26 protein-coding genes are annotated in these 25,299 nt (G+C 39.6%); 1 reads left to right on the forward strand and 25 read right to left on the reverse strand.

Annotated elements, in window-relative coordinates:
- Positions 1–33: 33 nt before the first annotated feature.
- The 19 genes from dnaG to rpsU form a co-directional block, all read right to left on the reverse strand.
- On the reverse strand, positions 34–1,842 hold the full coding sequence (gene dnaG, locus FAY30_RS17170; RefSeq protein WP_149871015.1) for a DNA primase: 1,809 nt from the start codon (positions 1,840–1,842) through the stop codon (positions 34–36).
- Between the two features lie 446 nt (positions 1,843–2,288).
- On the reverse strand, positions 2,289–3,098 hold the full coding sequence (locus FAY30_RS17175) for a pyruvate, water dikinase regulatory protein (protein WP_149871016.1): 810 nt from the start codon (positions 3,096–3,098) through the stop codon (positions 2,289–2,291).
- A 35-nt stretch (positions 3,099–3,133) separates the two neighbouring features.
- Positions 3,134–3,763, reverse strand: a complete 630-nt coding sequence (locus FAY30_RS17180) for a transcriptional regulator CcpN (RefSeq protein WP_190284943.1) — start codon at positions 3,761–3,763, stop codon at positions 3,134–3,136.
- Positions 3,764–4,133: 370 nt separating this feature from the next.
- On the reverse strand, positions 4,134–5,516 hold the full coding sequence (locus FAY30_RS17185) for a glycine--tRNA ligase (RefSeq protein WP_149871018.1): 1,383 nt from the start codon (positions 5,514–5,516) through the stop codon (positions 4,134–4,136).
- 296 nt (positions 5,517–5,812) lie between these two features.
- Positions 5,813–6,565 (reverse strand): DNA repair protein RecO, encoded by a 753-nt coding sequence (gene recO / locus FAY30_RS17190; protein ID WP_149871019.1) that lies wholly within the window; start codon positions 6,563–6,565, stop codon positions 5,813–5,815.
- Between the two features lie 35 nt (positions 6,566–6,600).
- The gene (locus tag FAY30_RS17195) at positions 6,601–6,744 is read right to left on the reverse strand and encodes a YqzL family protein (protein ID WP_149871020.1); all 144 of its coding nucleotides are present in this window, start codon (positions 6,742–6,744) and stop codon (positions 6,601–6,603) included.
- A gap of 160 nt (positions 6,745–6,904) precedes the next feature.
- On the reverse strand, positions 6,905–7,825 hold the full coding sequence (gene era / locus FAY30_RS17200) for a GTPase Era (RefSeq protein ID WP_149871021.1): 921 nt from the start codon (positions 7,823–7,825) through the stop codon (positions 6,905–6,907).
- The gene (locus tag FAY30_RS17205) at positions 7,815–8,216 is read right to left on the reverse strand and encodes a cytidine deaminase (RefSeq protein ID WP_149871022.1); all 402 of its coding nucleotides are present in this window, start codon (positions 8,214–8,216) and stop codon (positions 7,815–7,817) included. Before FAY30_RS17205 ends, era begins: the two co-directional genes overlap by 11 nt.
- Before the next feature lie 205 nt (positions 8,217–8,421).
- Positions 8,422–8,802: a diacylglycerol kinase family protein gene (locus tag FAY30_RS17210; protein WP_411675458.1), complete on the reverse strand. Its 381-nt coding sequence runs from the start codon at positions 8,800–8,802 to the stop codon at positions 8,422–8,424.
- Entirely contained in the window at positions 8,780–9,196 is a 417-nt protein-coding gene (gene ybeY / locus FAY30_RS17215; RefSeq protein WP_411675502.1) for an rRNA maturation RNase YbeY, read from the reverse strand. The genes FAY30_RS17210 and ybeY overlap by 23 nt, the downstream gene beginning before the upstream one ends.
- Positions 9,197–9,246: 50 nt before the next feature.
- Positions 9,247–11,424, reverse strand: coding sequence for an HD family phosphohydrolase (locus tag FAY30_RS17220; RefSeq protein ID WP_149871024.1), 2,178 nt, complete (start codon positions 11,422–11,424; stop codon positions 9,247–9,249).
- A 182-nt stretch (positions 11,425–11,606) separates the two neighbouring features.
- Positions 11,607–12,575: a PhoH family protein gene (locus tag FAY30_RS17225; protein ID WP_149871025.1), complete on the reverse strand. Its 969-nt coding sequence runs from the start codon at positions 12,573–12,575 to the stop codon at positions 11,607–11,609.
- Entirely contained in the window at positions 12,572–13,765 is a 1,194-nt protein-coding gene (gene yqfD, locus FAY30_RS17230) for a sporulation protein YqfD (protein ID WP_149871026.1), read from the reverse strand. The genes FAY30_RS17225 and yqfD overlap by 4 nt, the downstream gene beginning before the upstream one ends.
- Positions 13,762–14,064 carry a sporulation protein YqfC gene (gene yqfC / locus FAY30_RS17235; RefSeq protein WP_149871027.1) on the reverse strand — a complete coding sequence of 101 codons (303 nt, stop codon included), beginning with the start codon at positions 14,062–14,064 and terminating at the stop codon, positions 13,762–13,764. The genes yqfD and yqfC overlap by 4 nt, the downstream gene beginning before the upstream one ends.
- 84 nt (positions 14,065–14,148) lie before the next feature.
- Positions 14,149–14,604, reverse strand: coding sequence for a hypothetical protein (locus tag FAY30_RS17240; RefSeq protein ID WP_149871028.1), 456 nt, complete (start codon positions 14,602–14,604; stop codon positions 14,149–14,151).
- A 35-nt stretch (positions 14,605–14,639) separates the two neighbouring features.
- Positions 14,640–15,635, reverse strand: coding sequence for a flotillin-like protein FloA (gene floA / locus FAY30_RS17245; protein ID WP_149871029.1), 996 nt, complete (start codon positions 15,633–15,635; stop codon positions 14,640–14,642).
- A gap of 21 nt (positions 15,636–15,656) precedes the next feature.
- Positions 15,657–16,292 carry an NfeD family protein gene (locus FAY30_RS17250; protein WP_149871030.1) on the reverse strand — a complete coding sequence of 212 codons (636 nt, stop codon included), beginning with the start codon at positions 16,290–16,292 and terminating at the stop codon, positions 15,657–15,659.
- 131 nt (positions 16,293–16,423) lie between these two features.
- Entirely contained in the window at positions 16,424–16,870 is a 447-nt protein-coding gene (locus tag FAY30_RS17255) for a GatB/YqeY domain-containing protein (RefSeq protein ID WP_149871031.1), read from the reverse strand.
- Positions 16,871–16,885: 15 nt separating this feature from the next.
- Positions 16,886–17,059 (reverse strand): 30S ribosomal protein S21, encoded by a 174-nt coding sequence (rpsU, locus tag FAY30_RS17260; RefSeq protein WP_007087607.1) that lies wholly within the window; start codon positions 17,057–17,059, stop codon positions 16,886–16,888.
- Between the two features lie 194 nt (positions 17,060–17,253).
- On the opposite strand from rpsU, the gene FAY30_RS17265 reads away from it, so the two are divergent.
- Entirely contained in the window at positions 17,254–18,195 is a 942-nt protein-coding gene (locus tag FAY30_RS17265; RefSeq protein WP_149871032.1) for a Na/Pi symporter, read from the forward strand.
- A 34-nt stretch (positions 18,196–18,229) separates the two neighbouring features.
- Here FAY30_RS17265 and deoC read toward each other — a convergent pair whose 3' ends face one another.
- The 6 genes from deoC to dnaK form a co-directional block, all read right to left on the reverse strand.
- Complete coding sequence (deoC, locus tag FAY30_RS17270) at positions 18,230–18,904, reverse strand: deoxyribose-phosphate aldolase (protein WP_149871033.1); 675 nt, start codon at positions 18,902–18,904, stop codon at positions 18,230–18,232.
- 93 nt (positions 18,905–18,997) lie between these two features.
- Positions 18,998–20,371 (reverse strand): tRNA (N(6)-L-threonylcarbamoyladenosine(37)-C(2))-methylthiotransferase MtaB, encoded by a 1,374-nt coding sequence (gene mtaB, locus FAY30_RS17275; protein ID WP_149871034.1) that lies wholly within the window; start codon positions 20,369–20,371, stop codon positions 18,998–19,000.
- An 8-nt stretch (positions 20,372–20,379) separates the two neighbouring features.
- Positions 20,380–21,129, reverse strand: a complete 750-nt coding sequence (locus FAY30_RS17280; RefSeq protein ID WP_149871035.1) for a 16S rRNA (uracil(1498)-N(3))-methyltransferase — start codon at positions 21,127–21,129, stop codon at positions 20,380–20,382.
- 106 nt (positions 21,130–21,235) lie between these two features.
- Positions 21,236–22,177, reverse strand: coding sequence for a 50S ribosomal protein L11 methyltransferase (prmA, locus tag FAY30_RS17285; protein ID WP_149871036.1), 942 nt, complete (start codon positions 22,175–22,177; stop codon positions 21,236–21,238).
- A gap of 17 nt (positions 22,178–22,194) precedes the next feature.
- Complete coding sequence (gene dnaJ, locus FAY30_RS17290) at positions 22,195–23,334, reverse strand: molecular chaperone DnaJ (protein WP_149871037.1); 1,140 nt, start codon at positions 23,332–23,334, stop codon at positions 22,195–22,197.
- A gap of 119 nt (positions 23,335–23,453) precedes the next feature.
- Positions 23,454–25,286 (reverse strand): molecular chaperone DnaK, encoded by a 1,833-nt coding sequence (dnaK, locus tag FAY30_RS17295; protein WP_149871038.1) that lies wholly within the window; start codon positions 25,284–25,286, stop codon positions 23,454–23,456.
- Positions 25,287–25,299: the final 13 nt, after the last annotated feature.

Below are 25,299 nucleotides of genomic sequence, written 5' to 3' on the forward strand. Positions count from 1 at the left end.
CTCCTTCCAGAATCAAAGACACTAAAATGGAATTTAAAGCAATTTACGCAGTTGATTGATTTCATCACCAATTGCAGCAGCCTTTCCAAAATCACTTTGTCGCTCCGCTTCTTTTAGTTCCACTTCTTTTTCTTTTATCTTTAACAATTTTTGATAATTCAACACATGTTTGATATAATCAGTTAATTCTTGGTTGCTTATCTCATCATTTATAGCCATCATTTCAATATTGGCAACCATTCTTCTAAGATTATCATCTTGAATATAGGTTAAAAATGCACTGCTATCAGGTTCCAAATGATCCTCATAAAATCCTAACAGATATGTTATTATTGCCTGATGTTCATCAATATTAAACGTGTTTCCTGCAAGTAATTCCTGAACCTTGTATGCCACATCGCGATTTTTAAGCATATGGGCAATTAAACACCTTTCCGCCTGATAATGTTTAGGTTTTAATTCCTTCACTGGTTTCGGGATGACCAAGGGTTTTTGGAAAGGTTCATTTTTTCCAGTTGACTTTCTTTTTTCAGCAAAGAAAATTTGCTGTTGCTGCTGTTTTAATGCATCTAACGATAGCGAAAATTCCGCTGAAAGCTGCCTTAAATAATGATCTCTTTCAACAGCCTTATCCAAACGGCTGATTTCTTTGATTATCACTTCGATATATGCAAGCCGATCTCCTTCATTCTGAAGGTTTTTTCCTCTTCGAAAGTAAAGAAATTTAAATGCCATCCAGGTTAAACTTGCACCAATCACTTCATTGCGGAATTTGTCGGGACCATTTTTTTTGATATAGTCATCCGGATCCTGTCCATCAGGCATCATAGCTACCTTAATTTGAAACCCAGCATCATGAAGGTGGTTCCCTGCACGGTAAGCAGCTTCTATACCTGCTTTATCGGAATCATAGCAGATAGTCACCGATTGAACGCTTTGTCGTAAAAGGGCTATATGTTCATCTGTCAAGGATGTCCCCATTGTGGCAATACCATTCTCCACTCCAGATCGTTCTGCTGCAATACAATCGGCAAATCCCTCAAACAAAACAGCATGCTGCGCTTTTTTTATACTTGGCTTAGCCAAGTGATAATTATATAAAATTTTACTTTTATTAAAGATTGCTGTTTCGGGACTATTTAAATATTTTGGCTCTTCGGCCCCTAATGATCTCCCTGAAAAAGCAATCGTATTACCATGACGGTCAAAAATAGGAAACATAATTCGATCCCTGAATCGATCGAAATACGTCCCGTCCCTTTCTCGTTTGATCATTAAACCGGCTTTTTCCATCCATTCAGGTGCAAAATCCCTTTTAGTAAGGAATTTGCAAACAAAATCCCACGAATTTAAAGAATAACCAATTTGAAACTTATCAATCGATTCCCGGGTAAATCCTCTTCCCAGTAAATACTCTAATGCATGCTGTCCTTCTTTTGTATTTACCAGTAAGTGATGATAAAATTTCCTTAACAGTTCATGAGCATCAAGCATGGATTGAAGCTCGGCTGAAACTTTTTTCCCGCTTACCGCTGAAGGTAAATTAATCTCAAGGTCGATATTAACCTTTGAAGCTAATTTAATAGCTGCCTCTTGAAATGACATTCCTTCTAGTTCCATTAAAAAAGAAAATACATTTCCACCAGCTCCACAGCCAAAGCAATGGAATATTTGTTTGTCCGTTGAGACTGAAAAAGAAGGGGTGCTTTCTCCATGGAAAGGACATAATCCGAAGTAATTTCGCCCCTGTTTTTTCAGTTGAACATAATCGCTGATTACCTCGACAATGTCAACAGCCTGACGAATTTGATCTATCTTTTCTTCGGCAATGCGTTCCGCCATGAAAACAACTCCATTTGTACTACTGTCCTACAGATATTCGGCAGGTAATGATTAGATTCCTGCAAATTTCGACAAAATTTTTGTTTAGGTCGCAACTTCCATACATGAATCAACATATTTCCAAGTAACATATGTAACGGGGCAAGAATCTGCAACGACAAAAATAGCCGGTTTTCCTTTTACATAAGTATAAATTCTACATCTCTCCGTATATTCCTTCTTTAAGCAATAACTTTTTAAAAGGATTTATGTCGAATTTTTTCGGGGTCTCCGCCTTGACATCTGACAATAAATAGTTTATTCGTTCCCATGCAACTCTAAACCTAAAAAGATATATTTTTATCACAATTTTTTATTATAGTATATTCATTATCATTTTGCCATTACTTTTTTTCAGTTTTCCTCCACATTTTACGTAAAGAAACACATAATCAGATGATTATGTGTTAAAGTCTGCCTTTTTGAAAATAATTTATAATAACATTTGCTGTTTCTTCGACTGCCTTATTGGTAACATCGATTACTGGACAATTTATTTTCTTAACAATATTTTCAAAAAAAGTTAACTCTTCTTTAATCCTATCTATATTTGCATAACTTGCTTGATCATTTAGTCCTAAAGAAATCAATCGTTCCCGTCTAATATTGTTTAATTTCTCCGGACTTATTTTTAAACCAAAGCATTTTTCGATTGGAACTTTATAAAGTTCTTCAGGGGGGTCTACCTCAGGTACGAGAGGGACATTTGCTACCTTAAATCGTTTATGTGCCAAATACTGTGATAAAGGCGTCTTTGAAGTCCTTGACACCCCAATTAATACAATATCCGCCTTTAAAAGTCCCCGCGGATCTCGGCCATCATCATATTTTACAGCAAATTCAATGGCTTCTACCTTTTTAAAATAATCCTCATCAAGCTTCCTTACAAGGCCAGGTTCGCAAAGTGGAGTTTTTCCGCTAAAAATCTGAATTTGGTCCATGATTGGACCGATTAAGTCCACAGCAATAATCCCTTCCACTTCTGCTTGTTCCTTCAAATATGTACGCATTTCGGGTTTGACAAGTGTGTAGGCGACCATGGCATTGTCATGGGCTACAAGAGATAACACTTCATCGATATGTTCCTGATCCTCCACATAAGGAAATCTTTTTAAGGTCATTCCAGACCCGTTAAACTGGCTAATTGCCGCTTTTGTAACTAATTCGGCAGTCTCCCCAACCGAATCAGATACAACATATATGATTGGCAAACTCATTCTCCCTCAACAGCTCCTCGTTATTATACTTTTGTTTACTCATCACCTAACGAAACAAAGGCCTTTGTGATGTTTGTTTTCGTCACTCTGCCAATAACCTCGTAGCCATTTTCTGATTTTTTCACAATTGGCAAGGCATCTATTTGTTTTTCAATTAACTTCTTAGCAATATCAATTAATAAATCATCCCGCTCACACATCGTTATGTTCGGCATCCTTGTCATAATGATATGGACAGGTATGCTTGTAAGCTCCTGCTTGCCAATACTTGCACGGAGCAAGTCCTTTCTGGAAAGAACCCCAACAAGATTTGAGCTTTGGTCAACTACAAATAATGTTCCCACATCTTCAAGAAACATTGTACAAATAGCATCGTAAACAGAAACGTTTTCATTCACGACCACCGGAATGGATTGATAATCCTTTACATAGATTTTCTGCAAATTTTCCGTCAATAACTGCGCTCCTGATTTCCCTGTATAAAAGTATCCGACACGCGGCCTGGCATCCAAAAAACCGGCCATCGTTAAAATAGCAAGGTCCGGCCTTAGTGTCGCCCTTGTCAGGCTTAATTGATCAGCAATTTGCTCTCCTGTAATGGGACCATTTTCTTTCACTATTTGCAATATATGTTCCTGGCGTTTAGTTAGTTCGATTGTCCTCACCACCTTAAAATACCCAGTTAAAATGTACGTTATCTTTAGGAATATTATATACCACAAACTATTTCAATTCCATTCAGAAAAGCGGAAGCTCCCTGTTCAGCGGCGTATGGCCTCCTCGAAAAAGCTATCGCTTTTTCTTTGTGCGATGCCGATGCCTATGCTGCCGAAGCTTTCCCTGTGGAGCACTCCAACTGAGATAAAGGAAACACGATGCGCCGGAGGCGAATCGATGTTGACTTATCGCAGGGCGGAGTGCGAAGGACACTAGCCGCTAGGGCGCTGGAGCTTGACATTTCTCAAAGTTGTTATAGATTCTGATAGTACTATTGAAAAAGGTGCGGAGTCCGCACCTTTTCGTTTGTCTAGCTTATTAAAACACCATTTTTTCTTGCAGGAAGTTTACTAACTCGGCAATCGGGATGCGGTTTTGTTCCATCGTGTCCCGGTCGCGAACGGTAACCATGTTGTCTTCTTTAGAATCAAAGTCATAAGTAATACAGAACGGCGTACCAATTTCGTCATGGCGGCGGTATCGTTTACCGATTGAACCAGCTTCATCATAATCAACTGCAAAGTGTTTGGATAACGTAGCAAACACCTCTCTTGCTTCATCAGACAGCTTTTTCGATAATGGCAGGACGGCTGCTTTAAACGGTGCTAAAGCCGGGTGAAAATGCATCACCGTTCTTGTCGTCCCGTCTTCAAGCTGCTCTTCGTTATAAGCATCAATCAAGAACGCCAGTGTAACCCGGTCGGCACCAAGCGATGGTTCAATGCAAAATGGGACATACTTTTCATTGGTTTCAGGATCAAGATAATGGAAATCCTCTCCAGAGTGTTCCATATGCTGTTTCAAATCATAATCGGTTCTTGAAGCAACACCCCATAATTCACCCCAGCCAAACGGAAACTTAAATTCAAAATCAGTTGTTGCATTACTATAGTGAGAAAGTTCATCTTCAGAGTGATCACGCAGCCGTAGATTTTCTTTTGTAAGACCTAGTGACAATAGCCAACTTTCAGCAAAACTCTTCCAGTAGTCATACCATTTTAGTTCCTCACCTGGTTTACAGAAGAACTCAAGTTCCATTTGTTCGAATTCTCTTGTACGGAATGTAAAATTACCAGGGGTGATTTCATTACGGAAACTTTTACCGATTTGCGCAATACCAAACGGGAGCTTTTTCCTCATGGTTCGCTGCACATTTTTAAAGTTAACGAAAATACCTTGCGCTGTTTCCGGACGAAGGAAAATTTCGTTCGTACTTGATTCAGTTACCCCCTGGAAGGTTTTAAACATCAAATTAAATTGACGAATTCCTGTAAACTCATGGCTGCCACAGTCGGGACATGCAATATTATGTTCTTTAATAAGCTCTTCCATTTTTTCAAATGGGAGTCCGTCAACAACCAATTCGATTCCCTTTTCATCAAGTGCATTTTCAATTAATTTATCCGCACGATGGCGCGCTTTACAATTTTTACAGTCGATCATCGGGTCATTAAAGTTACCGATATGCCCGGAAGCTTCCCAAGTGCGCGGGTTCATTAGGATGCTTGCATCTAATCCGACATTGTAAGGGGATTCCTGTACGAATTTCTTCCACCACGCAGCCTTAATATTATTTTTAAATTCAACACCTAACGGACCGTAATCCCACGTGTTCGCAAGTCCTCCATATATCTCTGATCCAGGAAAAATAAAACCTCTGTGCTTTGCATGTGAAACAATTTGCTCCATTGTTACATTCATTCTTTTTTCTCCTTTACTCTTTAATCAAACAAAAAACTCCCGCCCCTATGCTATTACAAGCATAGGGACGAGAGTTACCCGCGGTTCCACCCTATTTGCTGCTATAAAAAGCAGCCTCCTTAAAATCGTGCTTCCACACGTGTTTGCTCAGGAACGCCTTCGTTAGTGCCCTATACCCTAGCTCACACCATCCTAGGTTCGCTTTTATAGAGATGACTAAGTACTACTTTCCTTCATAGCAATTATGATATTAAACAGAATTTTATCTAAAACTTCAAGCATTGTCAACAAGCCGATTAAAAGAGATTACGAAATTGATCCATGGAATTAAGAAATTTCTTTGTTTTAAAATGAAGTCCTGAATATTCTTCATAGTAGGCGGTTATGACTTTTTTAAGTTCTGCTTTCGTTTTCTCTTTGACAGAAATTTCGCCTAACCTTGAAAGATCAAAATAATAAAATAATCGTAATAATTTCACTGTAGCTGGTGATAATTTAAAATGGTACGGATCTTGGTTCAAGCACCGGTGGCAGATAAATCCGCCTTCGCGAATAGAAAAAGAAAAATGTCCGTCTGTACTGCCGCAAACGGAACATTGATTTAAGATTGGATATAATCCCATGACATTTAACATTTTCATTTCATAAATATGCATCAGAATATCCGGATCATAGCCTTCATTCATGTAATTTAATGTCTGATATAATAATTCAAAATGAAACGGGTTTGGTTTTTTTTCATCTGTACATTTATCGGTTAATTCAACAATATAACTGGCATAGGCAGTTAAAAAGATGTCTTCGCCAATTGAACGCATCGAGGTAATCATTTCTCCCTGCTGCAAGCTCCCTAAACCGGTACCTTTTTGTACTAGAAAATATCCATGTGTAAAAAGCTGGGTAATGGAAGAAAGACGGCTGTTGGGCTTTTTAGCTCCTCGTGCCATAATGCCGATCTTTCCCCATTCCCTTGTATATAAGGTTACAATTTTATTGGTTTCACCATAATCATTTACTCTAATGACAATGCCTTCACATTTCTGAAGCATTACAAGCACCTTCTTAAGTCATACGCAAGACTCGCTTATGAAACGGGAAAATCGATTTGTGCTAGACCTTCATTCTGATTTCCGGGTATTTCTTGGTTTTCCTTCTCAAGCTCTTTGAAGAGAAGATATGTGTCAATATTACCTGTCTGGAGGAATACTTTCCACGTAAAATCCATCATCGAAAACCCCACCTTTCATTATTTAGACTAGCCTAAAGTTATATCCCAAACCATACATTTATCATAGCCTGCCATTGCCAAAATCATAAGACGAAATATTTGTTAATGTTGTCCATGCATAATCTTGTAGATAAGCTAATATTTTTAAAAGGGTTATTATTTAATATTCATCTTCATTAAAGCCATAATCACGAAGCTGGGACATCTTATTACGCCAATCTTTCTGGACTTTTACCCAAAGCTCTAAAAATACTTTTGAGCCAAGAAGATTCTCAATATCACTTCGTGCCCGCTTTCCAATTTCTTTCAGCATACTTCCTTGTTTTCCAATAATAATTCCCTTTTGTGAATCTCGCTCCACAATCACTGTTGCCATGACATGAATAATATCCTTGCCCTCTCGCCTTTCCATTTTATCCAGCACAACTGCCAACGAGTGTGGAATTTCTTCTCTTGTTAAATGCAGGGCTTTTTCTCTAATCAGTTCCGTAATGATAAACCGTTCCGGGTGATCGGTAACCTGATCAGCAGGATAATATTGCGGTCCCTCAGGTAGGAAGGATTTAATTTGGTCTAATAAACGTTCGACATTATTCCCTTCAAGTGCAGATATTGGCACAATTTCTTTAAATGAATATTTTTCTTTATATGATTCAATAATTGGCAATAATTTATCAGGATGGATCTGATCAATTTTGTTAATAACGAGAAAGATAGGGGTGTTTATTGTTTGAAATTTTTCAAGAATAAATTCTTCCCCACGTCCAAATCCTTCTTCGGCATTTACCATAAATAGGATCAAATCAACTTCTTTAAGTGTATTTTGTGCAACCTTCATCATAAAATCGCCTAATTTATGTTTTGGTTTATGGATCCCTGGCGTATCAATAAAAATCATTTGAGCGTCAGGCAGGGATAGTACACCTTGAATTTTATTTCGAGTGGTTTGCGGTTTATCACTCATAATGGCAATCTTCTGACCAATTACTCGATTGAGGAAAGTGGATTTCCCCACATTCGGACGGCCAATAATCGAAATAAAACCTGATTTGTATCCGTTTTCATCCCCATTATTCAACATGTAGATCCTCCGGCGAAAAGGCACCAGGCAATAGATTTTCTACTGTAATTTCTTGAATATCCCCTTTTAGGTTTGTTAAGACAACCTTCATATCTCTCGGGCATAACTCAGAAATAACTTGTCGGCATGCACCACAAGGGGAACATGGACGCTCTGTATCGGCAACAACGGCTAACATGTGAAAATCCCTATCACCTTCTGAGTAGGCTTTAAAAAGGGCTGTTCGTTCTGCACAGTTGCACATACTGTAAGCGGCATTCTCAATATTACAGCCATGATATATTTTTCCATCTGTTGTAAGCAATGCTGCTCCTACACCAAACTTGGAATAAGGCACATAAGCTTTATCTCTTGCCTTTTTTGCTTCTTCAATTAATTGTTCGATATTCACAAAACTTCTTCCCTTCCAGCATGAATCTGCTGTTTCTTTATTTTACATCAAAAAACAGAGAAAATCATTACTTGCAATCAAAAAGTAATATAAAATTTAAAAAAGTTTGAATTTTCCCTCAAATTAACTTATGATCAAAACAAAAGTTAATTATGTCATTTTACCGAATTCGATTGCCTATTTCAAATGGATAAAATAAATTACATTACAAAAGTCTAACAACATATGGTAAAAAGATGATCATCCCGATTACAGCTGAGAGAGCCGCATAGACTAAGACAGCCCCTGCCGCCAAATCCTTTGCTTGTTTTGCCAATGGATGGTACTCAGCGGTAACAAGGTCCACCACTCGCTCGACAGCGGAATTCAATAATTCCAAGGCAAACATCCCTCCAATGGCAAAAAGGATGAAAAGCCATTCCATTTTTGTAATCGAAAAGTAAAAGGAAACGACTAGCACAATGAATGAACTCATAAAATGAATGCGCATATTTCTTTCCATTCGAAGTGCCGTCATAATCCCTGACAAGGCAAACATAAACGATTTCATAAATGGGAAAGACTTATCTTTTGAGTCCATAGTCATCTAAAATTTCCTTTTGCAATCTGAACATTACCTTTTCCTCTTCCTCCGTCATATGGTCATAACCTAATAGGTGAAGGAATCCATGTACTGCCAGGAATCCAAGTTCTCTTTGAAAAGAATGGCCATACTCCTCAGCCTGTTCTTTTGTCCTTGGTATTGATATAATAATATCCCCTAAGACTCTGGGCTGCTCTACACCAGTTAGTTCCATTTCTCCTTCACCGAGCTCCTCCATCGCAAAAGAGATAACGTCAGTAGGCATGTCCTTATCGCGATAGTCTCGGTTAATTTCATGGATTCTCTCATTCGAAACAAATATGATTGAAACCTCGCTGTGTTCTTCAATCTGCTGTTTTTTTGCGGCAAAGTGAATTATTCTTTCAACTTCAAGCATTTGTTGTTCCGATAGTTCATTGGTTTCATCAATACAATCAATAAGTAGTGTCATGCTTGTTTCACCTTCTTTGTCTTTGTCAGTTCAGGGTACTCAATTCTTGAGTGAAAGATCCCCTTTAACGTTTCACATAGCGTATGTGAGACCGTTTCAATTTCTTTCATGGTAATATCACATTCATTTAATTGACCATCCTGCAGCCGGTCTGCGACAATTTTCTTAACAAGAGTTTCAATGAGTTCTGGTGTAGGCTGTGATAATGAGCGGACGGCGGCCTCCACACTATCAGCAATGCCAATCACTGCAGACTCCTTTGTCTGTGCCTTTGGACCTGGATAACGAAACTCCTCTTCCCTTATATCAGCATTATTTTGAAGTGCTTTATGGTAAAAGAATTTTAGTAACGTTGTCCCGTGATGCTGCTCGGCAATATCAATAATTTCTTTAGGCATATGATATTTCTTTAATATCGCCGAACCGTCAGTAACGTGGGCAATAATGATACTTCCACTTTTATCAGGCGGCAGTCGATCATGGGGATTTTCAAGATGCATTTGGTTTTCGATAAAAAAATTAGGTCTTTTAGTTTTTCCAATATCGTGGTAATAACTTCCTACTCTAGCCAGCAGTCCATTAGCCCCAATGGCCTCACAGGCTGATTCCGCTAAATTAGCAACCATGACGCTATGATGATAGGTTCCCGGCGCTTCCATTAAAATTTTTCTAAGAAGCGGATGGTTGGGATTAGAAAGTTCAATCAGCCTCATCGTGGAAAGAATTCCAAAACTTGCCTCGAAGAAAGGCAATAATCCAATCGTTAGTACAGCAGATCCAATACCCGATACAAGGGCAGTAATAAAATAGTACCCATATTCAATCCCGGAAAATTGTCCGTTTGGCAAAAACAATAACACACCTATCGTCAAAAGATTGACAATTGCAGCAAATGTCCCGGCCTGTAATATCTTTGTCCGATGATTCTGTGTGTTTAAGAATAAAATTGCTGCTAAGGAACTAAAGAGGATATAAATCCCCTGGGAAAAATTAAGCGTGCCCGTGACCCCTTCGTTGAATAAAATACTTCCACAAACCGCCATAATGATTGACGTTAGAAACGCTAGCTTTTCATCAATTAAAATCTTTAACAGCATACCACCCATGGCAGCTGGGAAAATATACCCAATGCCGGCAAAATTAAATATTTGCAGCATGCTAATGATTTTGATAATGATGAGAGAGAGAATGAAAATAATCCCGAATAATAACAAGGATGTTTGCCGTTTCTCCGGCAGGGATTTCATTTGATAAAAATAATAATAAATCGCCGAGAGGAAAATAGTAATTAACGCAACTAATCCAATAGAGGGTTTAAACGATTTATCATTGTTTAATAGGCCGACCAGCTTTAATTGTTGATAAATATCCTGATTGATTAACTTCCCTTCTTCAACGATAATTTGCCCTTGAAGGATTTTGACAGGTTCTACACTTTCAGCTGCCTGCTGCCTTAGCTCTTCTGTCGCTGCGGGATCATAAAATTCATTTTGAATGACAGCATACCTTCCCAGATTGATGGACGCCAATCTTAAACTATCACTTAAGGCAGTGTATTTTAATTCTTCCTCTACCCTTTTCTTAGCATTTTCCACATCATCAGTTGAAATTCTTTTAGTCATAACATTATTAATTGCTGTAACGGTCAAATCCTTTGCAATCGACAATTCATCATTACTTGCCTGGACTAACGCAGAAAAAACTTGATCTGAGAGATCTTTTGAAACACCAGCTGTCAATTTTGCTTTTAATCTTGTCACTTTATCTGATACACTCGGTTCTCCCTTTTCCGGTGTATCCACAGCTGCTAATTCTTCCTGCTTCTTCATTTCCTCTTTTATTTCATCATTTACTTCTACCGCCGATTGAAAAATGGAAGTAATCAAATCGACTCGATTTTGGGTGTACTCATTTTTCAAAGAATAAACAGGCTGCACCTGATTAACAGCCTCTTTTCGCTTATTTTCTGTACTTTTTCTATCTTCGACTGTCCCCGGAGATCGAATCGTTTTTTCAGCGACAGAAAACAGGCTTAAATCCAGCTTTTCCGGCTTAACATTACTGTACATAGCAGCAAAAAGAACAATTCCTAGTACAAGAAAGAATAGGATTCGAAAAAAAGTAATATCGAGTAACTTTCGTATCCGAATGAAGTGCTGCTGTAGTTTATCCAACTAAATCCCCCCAGCCACGGCCCATAAATCATGTGTTTTGCGAAAGAATATACATATTATTACTGAAAGTACGCTTTATGTAAAATGATAACAGTTTTTTGAATAAGTTTCACCTATTACTAGGAGAAGGTTCATGTTGACATGGAAAAAGGGATAAACCTTTCCAAGGTTTATCCCGCATCTTATTGCTGATTTGCTTTTTTTTCATAGGCTGCGATAATTCTGCCGACAAGCGGATGACGGACAACATCACTTTGTTCGAGAAAGATAAACGAAATTCCATTTACATTTTGCAAAATTTCCTCGGCGGCAATAAGACCAGATTTTGCACCCTTCGGCAAATCAATTTGTGTTCGATCTCCTGTGATGACCATTTTTGAGCCAAAGCCAAGTCTTGTCAAAAACATTTTCATTTGTTTATCGGTTGTGTTTTGTGCTTCATCCAAAATAACAAATGCATCGTCTAATGTACGGCCTCTCATGTATGCAAGAGGAGCAATTTCTATTGTACCCCGTTCGATTAATCTTTGGGTATGCTCCGCTCCTAGAACGTCATTTAGTGCATCATACAGGGGTCTTAAATATGGATCAACTTTTTCTTTTAAGTCTCCCGGAAGAAAGCCGAGACTCTCGCCTGCTTCAACAGCCGGCCTGGTTAATATTATTTTATTGACCTGTCCGCTTTTCAAGGCATTTACGGCCATGACAACAGCGAGATAGGTTTTACCTGTTCCGGCTGGGCCAATCCCAAAAACAAGGTCATTTTTCTTAATGGCCATCACATATTGCCTTTGCCCCAGCGTTTTTATTCGAATTGTTTTCCCTTTAGCATTTCTGCCGATCTCTTCATCATACAAATTCACAAAATAATCAAGCGTTCCTTTTTGAGCCATTTGAATGGCATAGAGGACATCTCTTTGGCTGATATTAATTCCCTTTCGAATCACATATAGTAATCGGTCTAATATTTGTCCAGCTATCACGACGTTGTTTTCATCGCCTGACAAACTGACAGATTCACCCCTTGTGATAATGGAAACACCAAGCTCTTGCTCGATCATTTTTAAATTTTGATCTGAATTCCCCAGCAGGTTAATGGCCTCTGTGGGATTTTCAAGCTGTACATTGATCGTTGTTAATTTTTCTGTCATTCAAGAGTCTCCTTGGATATCGGTTGTCCGACTGCAATGTTTTCAATTATTTTAAAATGAATAGCTAATATTACCTTACCATTTTTATACTCTTTGTGTAAAATCTTTTCATCTTTTATGATAGCATCTTCACCTAGCTTGCTTTTTATTTCTTTTTTCGCCAGCTCAAGCGCATATTGTTCAGCCTCCTGCTTGGAATACGTGCGCAAATATTCTTCCCGTTCACGAATCGTTTTATTGACATAGGAAAGTGGCAGCTCCCAGTTCAGAAAATGAAGTTTATGAACTGTCTTTTCAGTTTCATATTTCTTATATTCAGGTTTCCCAAAACCCCATATTGGTATTTCAAGATTCCCCATCAATAATGCATGCTTTTGTTTTTCCTTACCAGTATATACATTAAAGTTTGTTTCCAAAGGGAGTTGGACGTCACTCTTATACCAGGTTTCACCCCAAACTTCGCCGGTTGCTGCTGTCAATTCGGGATTCTCGTCATTACCAAATAATCCGGATACGAGTAATTGCCCTTTTTCTACATGGTCATGAATATCAACAACTTTTTGGCCAGTTTCAACAAACATCTGAACAATGATGGCTTTCTTTTTCGCAATAAGATTCTGCGGTGATAATTGCTCCGGTTTTTTCGGCTCATTCTTTTCGACAACCTGCAGGTGATAGGTTGTCCCCTTTAATTCCACACCTACCCATGTTAGTGCGCCAATACGATCAGTTAACTGTCTTTGTATTCCTTCCACGTTATCAACCAAAAACTGAACCTTGCCGATTTTAACACCCATCTTGTCCAATTCTTTGCGGATTTGGTACTCAGTTGCCGGTTTTGCTCCTTTTATTTCAATTCCCCAAATCACATTCGATAAGAAAAAGATAATGAATAAAAAGGCGGCTGCTCCTAACATAAAGCCGCTATTTTTTAAAAGTCTTCTAAACAAAAACGGCGCTCCGCTTCGTCCTAAAAAGGAAAGCTTACAATCCGCTTTCCGCGCAAAATGTCTAATTTTCAGGGCATCCTGGACCCTCATTTTGAAAGTAATTGTTTCCGTCCCATGCCGTTTAACCTGCCAAACATGCAGTCCATTTCTTGTTAAAACATTTATAAAGCGCTCAAGCCCCTTTCCAGATACTTTTACGGTAACCCTGCCATAAAAAAATTCGATCCATTGGTTCTTCATTTTGTTCCTCCCGGATTATCAGTTATATAAATAACCTGATCAATTTTTCCTTCCAGTAAAATTTCTTCAGGTAGTATCGTTTTAATCACAAATGACTTACCTGTAATTAACAATTGACCTTGCTTTAGCAGCAAACGGAGTTCTTTATCAGTAAACGCCAGCAGGCCGCGGTGATTCTCTATATAGATATGGATTTGTCCAATCATCGTAATACGGGGCAAATCCATCATGACATCTTGAGGAAGATCCATTTTATTAGCCATCCAGTTGCGAACTCGTTGGCCCCATTTTTTTGCCATAAAAAAAGAACCCCCTTTCATCTCATATTTATGAAATGAAAGGGGGTTCTAGCACACCTTTTTCTTTTGTTTCTTAGGACTAAATCAGCCTTTTCTTGCAAAATAAGGTTTTTTCGACCGCGGTTCGCCAAGAATTTCTCCCCAAATAATTCCATTGATCACGGTATTTGAATCCGGCTCTTTAGAAATCATCGGTTCACTTTCAGCCTGTCTTGGCTTGATCGTTTGGTTTTCCAGCTTCTCATTTTGCAGTCGAGCAGCCGCCATCCCTGTTCGACTGGCTTCTGATTCTTGCCTGACTTGTAAATATTCTTGTTCAATATTTTTCATTTTTTCTTGCGCTAATTCCTTATTTTGTTCTGTTTTCTTCGGCCTGATTTGTTCTGCTCCCTCATTCGCCAGCTCTTTAAAAAGCGTTCGAATATCCTCCATACCATTTGCTGTAAATGGCTTTTTGAGAGAGTGCCCTTGAGTTCGTTTTGCTTTACCGAATAGTGTTGAGATAATACCGACAATAATGAAAAATAATACGGTTTCCAAAGCTCCCACCCCCTTCTTTTCTACTAAAGCGGGTTTTATTTATCGTCTTTCTTCTCGCCTGTCATTTTCCCAATGGAACCTCTCATTTCCGTATCGGCAGAAATGTTTTTATAATTCATATAATCCATCACACCAATATTTCCGGATTTAAGTGCTTCCGCCATCGCAAGTGGAACTTCTGCCTCTGCTTCAACAACTTTAGCTCTCATTTCCACTACTTTCGCCTTCATTTCTTGTTCGGAGGCGACAGCCATTGCCCGCCGCTCTTCGGCCTTCGCCTGAGCAATTTTCTTATCAGCTTCCGCCTGCTCTGTTTGTAATTCTGCGCCAATGTTTTTACCGATATCCACATCCGCAATATCAATCGACAGGATTTCAAAAGCGGTCCCGGCATCAAGCCCTTTCGCCAAAACCGTTTGCGAAATCAAATCAGGATTTTCAAGGACCTTACTGTGACTATCTGATGAACCGATTGTGGAGACAACTCCCTCACCCACACGGGCAACCACTGTTTCCTCCCCTGCACCGCCGACAAGTCTCTCGATATTTGCCCGAACGGTGATTCTTGCCTTAGCTTTTACTTCAATACCGTTCATTGCAACACCAGCGATAAATGGGGTTTCAATTACCTTTGGATTAACGCTCATCTGCACCGCTTCTAAAACATCTCGTCCTGCGAGGTCAATTGCAGCACATCGTTCAAATGATAGTTCAATATTTGCTCGATGGGCAGCAATAAGGGCATTAACGACCCGATCCACATTCCCTCCGGCAAGATAATGGCTTTCCAGCTGATTAGTCGTCACGTTTAAACCAGCCTTATGGGCTTTAATAAGCGGATTTACCACCCTGCTCGGTGTTACCCTTCTCAGTCTCATCCCAACTAACGTGAAAATACTAATGCGGACTCCTGCAGCTAGTGCCGATATCCAAAGCATGACCGGTACAAACGATAATAGAATTCCTAAAAAGATTAAGGCAACAATTACAATTGCAATAATAAAAATTGTTCCTCCGGATATAACGTCCATTATGAAACCTCCCCAACAGATTTAATTGACTTCTCTAACTACAATTCGGGCACCTTCAACTTTTATGACTTTCACTTTTGCGTTTTGCTCGATAAAGCTTCCCTCACTTACGACATCAATTCGTTCATTCTGAATAATAATTGTTCCTGCCGGCCGTAAAACGGTTAAAGCTGTCCCAACCTTTCCCAAAAGATCTGTACGGTTAATATTTGATACATAGCCATCCTCTTTCCTAGCGGATTCCGACAATACCATTTTATTAAAAAGGACAAGCTTTTTACCGAACATCTTAACCATCATAAAGAAAACAACAATAGAAATCAAAATGGCGATAAAAATAGAAACCCCTATTTGAAGGGCATCTTCACCAGCTAAAAAAAGGCTTAAAATTAAGGCAGCAACACCAAGTGTACCAGCAACCGCTCCCGGCAGGAAGAACTCTAAGAAGATAAGAATAATGCCTCCTACAAATAAAAATAATGTTCCGTATCCAGCAAGTCCGGCTTGAAAATGCCCGTAAAAGAACAAAATGAGCGCTAATACACCAATAAATCCCGCTATCCCAAACTTTGTTGAAAAAAGCTCCAGCACAATTCCAACTCCCGCTATTGTCAGGAGAACGGTTACAACAATCGGATCAGTAAGAAACTCAATCATTCGAGACCCCCCTTTCTTTCTCTACAACTGACTATATGTAATACGTACAAAGGAGTAAAAAGTTTCAAATTGCTGCCGATAACTTTAAAAGACCGCAAGCAATTGGAGCCTGCGGTCTTTATGTCAGAATACTATGAAAGGTGTTGTTGTACAAATTTATTTACGAGTGAACCATCTGCTTTGCCTTTTACTTTAGGCATAATGGCAGCCATCACTTTTCCCATTTCCGCTTTTGATTTTGCACCGACTTCAGTGATCGTTTCTTTAACGATTTCTGACAGTTCTTCTTCAGAAAGCTGTTTCGGTAAATACAGCTCGACTATCGAGAGCTCGGTATGCAATTTATCAACTAAGTCTTGACGACCAGCCTTATCAAATTCATGGAGGGAGTCTTTGCGTTGCTTTACTTCGCGAGAAAGGATTGTTAACTCCGCATCCTCGGAAAGCTCTTTTGTTCCGAGCTTAATCGCTTCATTCTGCAATGAAGCTTTGACCATCCGAATAACTGAGAGTTTGTCTTTTTCCTTGTTTTTCATCGCTTGTTTCATATCATTATTCAAACGCTCGAGAAGACTCATGTATTACACCCTCTCTTAAAACTTACGTTTTCTTGCTGCTTCAGACTTTTTCTTACGTTTTACACTTGGCTTTTCATAAAATTCGCGCTTTCTTGCCTCTTGCAAAGTACCAGTTTTTGATACTGTACGTTTGAAGCGACGAAGAGCATCTTCAAGCGATTCGTTTTTACGAACGACGGTTTTAGACATTCTCTTTCCCTCCCTCCGAAACACAACACACTTACATTCAATCCATGTACCATGCAATTATAATATAACCTTGATACAAGGTCAACTGAAATTCGCAACGGAGTTTCACTCATCTTAAAAAAATTACTGCCTGTCTTAAAAAGTGGCATGTACCGCTGCTTTTAGCCATAGAATGAAGCGAGGAGGCCTAGAACATGCTGTACATACTATTATTTGTTCTTTGCATTTTATTATTTATATTTGGAATGACCATAATCAGGTTTGGCTTATTTAATTTATCTGCAAATAAATTAAAGACATGGTTGATAAAATTAACAAGCACACCTTTAAAAGGAATGGTAACGGGGACGTTTATTACTGCCCTGCTGCAAAGCAGTTCTGCTGTTATGGTGATTACAATAGGATTAATTTCAGCCAGAATAATGACTTTTCCTCAATCCATTGGAATTATTCTTGGCACAAATATCGGCACAACTTTTAAAACTGAACTTATTACGTTTGATTTAGATGCCATTCTTGTTCCTCTTGCTGTTAGTGGAGCATTACTCATTTTATTTAAAAATAAAAAAATGAGAAGTATCGGTATGCTTTTATTCGGAATTGCCTCCGTTTTTACGGCAATGAAGGGTTTTGAATTATTAGCACAACCTTTAACAACAATGGACTTTATTAATAAATTTATTTTATCAATTAATGACAATCTTATGTTAAGTCTTTTGGCTGGTGCTGTTATTACAGCCATTATCCAATCCAGTACGGCGATGACGGGTATAGCAATGGGATTTTTAACGGCCGGCCTGCTGCAGCTTGATGCCGGGATCGCAATTGTCCTTGGTGCGAATATTGGTACATGCATTACCGCTGTTATTGCCTCAATTGGGGGTGGAAAGGAATCGAAATTAGCCGCATTTGCACATGTTTGGCTCAATGTGTTTGGCGTTTTGCTGTTTATCCCGATAATTCCACTGCTAACGGAGAACGCTCCGTTACTTGCCAGTAAAAAAGATGTCCAATTAGCTCATATTAGTGTGATTTTTAATGTGGCAACCTCATTGCTCGTCTTACCGTTCGCCACACGTTTTGGAGAGATGATATTATTTTTTCACGATCGGCGGCCTAAGCGGCCTGTATCGTGAAAAAGACGGCGCAGGTCGCCGTCTTTTTTTGTAGTTAATAATCCGAAGTAACCTTTAGTCCATTTATTATCGCAACACTTGAGCTTGCACCAATCCGCGTTGCACCGGCCTCAATCATTTTTTCTGCATCCTCCGTACTGCGGACACCGCCTGACGCCTTAACACCTATAGAAGGTCCCACAGTTTGTCTCATGAGAGCAATATCTTCAACTGTTGCGCCCCCTGTTGAAAAGCCTGTTGAAGTTTTCACAAAATCAGCACCGGCTTTTACAGAAAGCTCACAGGCACGAATTTTTTCTTCCTGCGTTAACAAACTTGTTTCAATAATAACCTTCGTCAGCGCCTTGCCCTTAGCTGCATCAACAACAGCACGGATATCCTTTTCAACTAAGTCATCATTTTGATCCTTCAATGCACCAATATTAATAACCATATCCACTTCATCGGCACCATTATCAACAGCATTTTTCGTTTCAAATGCTTTAACATCTGAAGTTGTGGCCCCTAGAGGAAAGCCGATGACCGTACACACCTTAACACCGCTGCCTTGCAAAAGCTCTTTGGAAGTACTAACCCAAGTTGGATTCACACATACTGAAAAAAAATTATTTTCCTTAGCCTCTTGGCACAAGGTTTGAATCTGTTCCCTCGTTGCTTCTGGTTTTAGTAACGTGTGGTCAATCATTGCAGCAACATTAGCAGCAGTCATTTACATGCTCCTTTCAATTTTTAATATGGAAAGAAACTTGTTGCTTACAGTAGTTTGCCCAAAAAAAAAGAACCTGCGAGAGGTTCTTTTTCCTTAAATAGCAGCTTCTTCTTTGTTAAAAACTTCTTCCTTAACTAACGCAGTATCCTCCACAACTCGGACAAATTGGCCCTCATTGTATGGATAGCCTGCTTTTGTAATTTTCACCTTAACAATCTTACCGATCATCGCTTCTGTTGCAGGAAATACTACTTTCAAATAGTTGTCTGTATAACCAATATATTTTCCAGAAGCAGCTTCCTCCTTGTATTCTTCTTCTGGAATTACTTCTAAAACTTCCCCTTCAAACAGTGAGGCGTATTCCTTTGCTAACTGATCAGATAGGGAAATTAGGCGGTGTACACGTTCATTTTTCACTTCTTCATCGACTTGGTCTTCCATCCTTGCTGCTGGCGTTCCAGTACGTTTAGAATATGGGAATACATGGAGTTCAGAGAACTTATGATCCTTAATAAAATTATAGGTTTCCATAAATTCTTCTTCAGTTTCCCCCGGGAATCCAACAATGACATCAGAAGTAACCGCAAGACCGGGAAGTACTTCTTTCAAGCGTTCGAGTCTCTCTCCAAAGAATTCCATCGTATATTTACGGCGCATCCTTTTAAGTACCGAATTAGAACCGGATTGAAGCGGAATATGCAAATGACGGACAACAATATTCGATTGGTTAATAACTTCAATGACTTCATCCGTAATCTGGCTCGCCTCAATCGAGGAAATCCGAAGGCGTTCAAGACCATTAACACCCGCTTCTAAATCACGTAGCAGCATGGCAAGATTGTAATCCTTCATATCTTCGCCGTAACCGCCGGTATGAATACCGGTTAAGACGATTTCTTTATAGCCCGCATCGACGAGCTGCTGTGCTTGACGAATAACTTCTTTCGGGTCGCGAGATCTCATTAAACCGCGAGCCCATGGAATGATACAGAAGGTACAGAAGTTGTTACAACCCTCTTGGATTTTTAAAGAAGCACGTGTTCTGTCCGTAAATGCAGGAACATCAAGCTCTTCATAAACGCGGTTTTTCATGATGTTTCCAACACCATTAATCGGCTGGCGTTCCGCTTTATATTGTTCAATGTAATCAAGCATTTTCACACGATCCTGCGTGCCTACAACAATATCAACACCTGGAATAGCCATAATTTCTGCTGGCGATGTCTGTGCATAGCATCCTGTGACACAAATAACCGCATCAGGGTTTTTTCTAACTGCCCGGCGGATAACCTGTCTGCTTTTCTTATCACCAGTATTGGTTACCGTACATGTATTGATAATATATACATCGGAAATGGATTCAAAATCAACCCGTTCATAACCTTCTTGTTTAAACAATTGCCAGATGGCTTCTGTTTCATAGTGATTTACCTTGCATCCAAGTGTATGAAACGCGACTGTTGCCATTTGTAAACTCACCTCAATAGTTCAAAATGATAGGATATGGCCGCAAGTGCATATAATGGGGCCGTTTCCGTTCGTAGAATTCGCGGCCCTAAGCCGCATAGACCAAATCCATGATCTCGTAATAGTTGTACCTCTTCATCCGCTAAACCGCCTTCAGGTCCAAAAACCAAAAGTAGTGAATGTCCTTTTTTCATTTTTTTGAGGACAGATGAAAATACAGATGTCTCACCGTTTCTGCTTTCTTCCTCAAAAGCGGCTAATTTATAGTCAAAATCCTTACTTTTGGCCAGCATTGCTTTAAAACTCATCGGACTAATAATTTCAGGCATAAACGCACGATGGGATTGTTCTGCCGCTTCTTTGGCAATCTTTTGCCATCTCTCTATTTTTTTTGCAGCTTTTTTTTCATCCCACTTTACGACTGAACGAGATGCAGCAAATGGAAGAAACTGATGTGCACCTAGTTCCGTTCCCTTTTGAATAATCCATTCCAGCTTGTCCCCTTTTGGGAGCCCGCTAGCTATTGTAATTGAAATGGGAAGCTCGGAAACTTCATCTTTCCATTGTACAACGTCTGCAACGACACTTTCATCGGTAATTTCTGCAAGCTTGCAAATAGCTTGTTTTCCCTCTGGATCGACACAAATGATTTGATCGCCCATTTGCATACGCATCACCTTCACAATATGATGGCGGTCTTCGTTATTAATGAAAAAACGATCATCATTTGCATGTTTGTTCACAAAGTAGCGTTGCACACTTTTGCACCCTCTCTAAAACATTTTACTCTTTATTTTACAAAAGATAAGGCAATAATGAAAGATGTGAAAAATAAAAAGGGGTCTCTACACCCCTTTTTATCGATTATATCCTTTTAGCAATAATGGCAACCCAGTCTTCCATTAAGATGGTTTCTGAAATTTCAAAACCTGCCGCAACGAGCGCTTCTTTAACCTGATCTTTCTTTTGCTGGATAATCCCGGATGCAATGAAAGTTCCACCTGGCTTAACGACATGGGCAACATCTTTCGTAAATCTTAAGATCACTTCAGCTAAAATATTCGCAACAATCACATCCGCCGAATTTTCCTCAACACCATCTAAAAGATTATTTTGAGAAATGGATACGGTCTTACTTACTTTGTTTAACTTGATATTCAGCTTTGCAGATGTTACTGCTACTTCATCAAGGTCATAAGCTCTTACATCCTCTGCACCAAGCATGGCAGCGGCAATGCTGAGCACCCCAGATCCAGTACCAACATCGATCACCCTGTCACCGGGACGAACAGTTCGCTCAAGGGCTTGGATACACATTACAGTAGTTGGGTGGGTTCCCGTCCCAAAAGCCATACCTGGGTCTAATTCAATGATTAATTCATCACTGCTGACCGGTTCATAAATCTCCCAAGTAGGAACAATCGTGAATTTTTCTGAAATTTTCACAGGGTTATAATATTTCTTCCACGCTGTTGCCCATTCTTCTTCGTGCACTTCGCTAATCGTTACTTTATTTAACCCCAAGTCAATATCGTAAAGAATCAGATTATTGATTGATTCCTTAATCGCGTCAACTGTTTCTCCCAAGAAACTGTTAATAGGCAGGTAAGCTTTAACGATAACCCCTTCTTCTGGATAATCGTCGGGATTGAGTTGGTAGATTTCTCCGAATTGATCTTCCCTTTCCTTTGTCAATTCAAATGGATCTTCTATGACTACTCCGCTCGCCCCGGCTTCATGCAGGATATGTGAAATAGGTTCGATCGCTTCGTTTGTTGTGTGGATACTAATTTCTGACCACTTCATTCTACCAACTCCAATTCTTACTCGCTTTTAAAAGCACGTTTTACTTTTGAGAAAAAACTTTCTTCATGTTCACCAATAGGTGACGAGCCGCTAAGCTCTGCAAATTCTTTAAGCAATTGCTTTTGTTTATCTGAAAGCTTTGTCGGTGTAATAATCCGGACAATTATATACTGATCCCCAACACCATATCCCCGTACATTCGGAATACCTTTTCCTTTCAAACGGAATTTTTTACCCGTTTGAGTTCCTGCAGGAATTTTCAGCTTTACTTTTCCACTTAAGGCAGGCACCTCTATTTCATCCCCTAAAGAGGCTTGAACAAAGGTAATCGGCATTTCACAATAAATATCATCGCCATCTCTTTCAAAGAACTCATGCGGGCGTACTTGGAAAACAACATACAGATCTCCTGCCGGTCCGCCATTAATTCCAGCTTCCCCTTGGCCAGCCATACGAAGCTGTTGGCCGTCATCAATACCTGCAGGAATCTTGACATGAATCTTTTTGCGCTTTTGCACTTTTCCTAAACCGCCGCAGGTAGAACATTTATGCTTTATTTCCTTTCCAGTACCATTACAATGGTGACATGAACTACGGTTTACAATCCTGCCAAATGGAGTATTTTGTTCCACATTTAACTGACCTGTTCCATGACAATGCTGGCAGGTCTCTGGATTTGTTCCTGGCTTTGCACCCGAACCGCTGCATGTATTACAGGTTTCCTCACGTGGAATTTCAATATCTGTTTCTTTGCCAAATGCTGCTTCTTCAAACGACACAGTCATTGTGTATTGAAGGTCTGCACCTTGTCTCGGCGCATTTGGGTCACGTCTCCTTGAGCCGCCGCCACCGCCAAAGAAAGTATTAAAGATATCTTCGAACCCGCCAAAGCCGCCGCCAAAATCAGCACCTCCGCCAAAGCCGCCAAAGCCTTGATTCGGATCGGTATGGCCGAATTGGTCATAGTGCGCCTTTTTTTGATCATCACTTAACACTTCATATGCTTCAGCAATTTCCTTAAATTTATCAGCCGCATCTGGCTCTTTATTAATATCTGGGTGATATTGTTTAGAAAGTTTACGATACGCTTTTTTTATTTCATCCTTTGAAGCACTCTTACTAACACCAAGTACTTCATAGTAATCCCGTTTACTCATGATTACCACTCCCGAATCTGTCACATAAAGATTATTCTAACACCGGTAATAGTACTATTGCAATGAAAAAGCCAAAGTCTGAATAAATGACTTTGACTTTTTCGCACATAGTAAAGTAATTATTTATCGTCTTTAACCTCTTCAAATTCTGCATCTACCACATTGTCATCTTTCGCAGCCGAATCATCGGCATTTCCGCCTTGTGCTGCCTGTTGAGCTTGTGCCGCTTGTTCATACAGCTTTACAGTCAATGCTTGAACGATTTCCTGTAATGCATCCTTTGCAGTACGAATTTCGTTCAGATCATTTTTCTCAATTGCTTGTTTCAATGCATCTTTTGCATCGTTAGCTTTTGCAACCTCTGCCGCATCAACCTTACCTTCAAGGTCTTTTAAAGTTTTTTCAGTAGTGAAGACTAGTTGGTCTGCCTCATTTCGAAGCTCAACTTCTTCCTTACGCTGCTTGTCAGCTTCTGCATTTTCTTCTGCTTCTCTGACCATTTTTTGGATTTCTTCATCAGATAGACCCGTTGAAGACTTAATTGTAATTTGTTGCTCTTTATTTGTGCCAAGGTCTTTAGCACGAACATTTACAATCCCGTTTTTATCAATATCGAAGTTCACTTCAATTTGTGGAATTCCGCGTGGTGCCGGCGGAATATCAGATAATTGGAAGCGTCCTAATGTTTTATTATCTGCAGCCATTGGGCGTTCTCCTTGCAGAACATGGATATCAACAGCCGTTTGATTATCCGCTGCAGTAGAGAATACTTGTGACTTAGATGTTGGGATGGTTGTATTACGATCGATTAATTTCGTGAATACCCCGCCCATTGTTTCAATGCCAAGTGATAAAGGAGTTACGTCGAGTAATACTACGTCCTTAACATCACCGGTAATGACTCCGCCTTGAACAGCAGCACCCATTGCCACAACTTCATCTGGGTTAACGCCGCGATGAGGTTCTTGGCCAGTTACTTTTTTAATCGCTTCTTGAACGGCAGGAATCCGTGTTGAACCGCCAACAAGAATAACTTTATCAAGTTGTGACGCAGATAGGCCAGCATCACTTAGTGCCTGGCGAGTTGGTCCCATTGTTCTTTCAACAAGATGTGCAGACAGTTCATCGAACTTCGCTCTAGAAAGAGTGACTTCAAGGTGAAGCGGTCCGGCTGCTCCAGCTGTAATGAACGGTAAAGAAATTTGTGTGGAACTTACACCGGAAAGATCTTTTTTCGCTTTTTCCGCTGCATCCTTTAGACGCTGTAGGGCCATTTTATCTTGAGAAAGATCAATACCGTTTTCTTTTTTAAATTGATCTACTAAATAATCAATGATTACTTGGTCAAAATCATCTCCGCCTAGGCGATTATCTCCAGCTGTTGATTTAACTTCAAATACACCATCACCAAGTTCAAGAATAGAAACGTCAAATGTACCGCCGCCAAGGTCATAAACAAGAATCGTTTGATCTTGGTCTGTTTTATCTAAACCGTAAGCAAGTGCTGCAGCAGTCGGCTCGTTGATAATCCGTTCTACTTCAAGACCGGCAATTCTTCCGGCATCCTTTGTTGCTTGACGCTCTGCATCATTAAAATATGCAGGAACTGTAATAACGGCCTTTGTTACTTCCTCGCCTAAATAGTCCTCAGCATAGGATTTTAAATATTGAAGAATGATGGCTGATAGCTCTTGCGGAGTATAATCTTTGCCTTCAATATGTTCTTTATGATTTGTACCCATATGGCGTTTAATTGACATAATCGTATTAGGGTTTGTAATCGCTTGGCGCTTTGCCACTTCCCCGACTTGACGCTCACCATTTTTAAATGCAATTACGGAAGGAGTTGTACGATTTCCTTCTGGATTTGGAATTACTTTTGGTTCTCCGCCTTCAAGTACGGATACACAAGAGTTCGTTGTTCCAAGGTCAATACCAATTATTTTACTCATTGCCTGTTCCTCC

It is taken from the genome of Bacillus sp. S3 (assembly GCF_005154805.1).
Lineage (GTDB): Bacteria > Bacillota > Bacilli > Bacillales > Cytobacillaceae > Neobacillus.

Coding starts and splice junctions, on each gene's coding strand:
- FAY30_RS17265 (WP_149871032.1), top strand. CDS start 17,254: ATGCTGTACATACTATTATTTGTTCTTTGCATTTTATTATTTATATTT.
- FAY30_RS17255 (WP_149871031.1), bottom strand. CDS start 16,870: ATGAGTCTTCTCGAGCGTTTGAATAATGATATGAAACAAGCGATGAAA.
- FAY30_RS17185 (WP_149871018.1), bottom strand. CDS start 5,516: ATGAATGTAACAATGGAGCAAATTGTTTCACATGCAAAGCACAGAGGT.
- FAY30_RS17250 (WP_149871030.1), bottom strand. CDS start 16,292: ATGATTGAGTTTCTTACTGATCCGATTGTTGTAACCGTTCTCCTGACA.
- deoC (WP_149871033.1), bottom strand. CDS start 18,904: ATGACTGCTGCTAATGTTGCTGCAATGATTGACCACACGTTACTAAAA.
- rpsU (WP_007087607.1), bottom strand. CDS start 17,059: ATGTCTAAAACCGTCGTTCGTAAAAACGAATCGCTTGAAGATGCTCTT.
- FAY30_RS17210 (WP_411675458.1), bottom strand. CDS start 8,802: ATGACTATGGACTCAAAAGATAAGTCTTTCCCATTTATGAAATCGTTT.
- era (WP_149871021.1), bottom strand. CDS start 7,825: ATGTTGAATAATGGGGATGAAAACGGATACAAATCAGGTTTTATTTCG.
- ybeY (WP_411675502.1), bottom strand. CDS start 9,196: ATGCTTGAAGTTGAAAGAATAATTCACTTTGCCGCAAAAAAACAGCAG.
- dnaJ (WP_149871037.1), bottom strand. CDS start 23,334: ATGAGTAAACGGGATTACTATGAAGTACTTGGTGTTAGTAAGAGTGCT.
- yqfC (WP_149871027.1), bottom strand. CDS start 14,064: ATGGCAAAAAAATGGGGCCAACGAGTTCGCAACTGGATGGCTAATAAA.
- prmA (WP_149871036.1), bottom strand. CDS start 22,177: ATGAAGTGGTCAGAAATTAGTATCCACACAACAAACGAAGCGATCGAA.
- recO (WP_149871019.1), bottom strand. CDS start 6,565: ATGCTTCAGAAATGTGAAGGCATTGTCATTAGAGTAAATGATTATGGT.
- FAY30_RS17175 (WP_149871016.1), bottom strand. CDS start 3,098: ATGAGTTTGCCAATCATATATGTTGTATCTGATTCGGTTGGGGAGACT.
- FAY30_RS17195 (WP_149871020.1), bottom strand. CDS start 6,744: ATGATGGATTTTACGTGGAAAGTATTCCTCCAGACAGGTAATATTGAC.
- mtaB (WP_149871034.1), bottom strand. CDS start 20,371: ATGGCAACAGTCGCGTTTCATACACTTGGATGCAAGGTAAATCACTAT.
- floA (WP_149871029.1), bottom strand. CDS start 15,635: ATGGACGTTATATCCGGAGGAACAATTTTTATTATTGCAATTGTAATT.
- dnaK (WP_149871038.1), bottom strand. CDS start 25,286: ATGAGTAAAATAATTGGTATTGACCTTGGAACAACGAACTCTTGTGTA.
- yqfD (WP_149871026.1), bottom strand. CDS start 13,765: ATGAAGAACCAATGGATCGAATTTTTTTATGGCAGGGTTACCGTAAAA.
- dnaG (WP_149871015.1), bottom strand. CDS start 1,842: ATGGCGGAACGCATTGCCGAAGAAAAGATAGATCAAATTCGTCAGGCT.
- FAY30_RS17225 (WP_149871025.1), bottom strand. CDS start 12,575: ATGACAGAAAAATTAACAACGATCAATGTACAGCTTGAAAATCCCACA.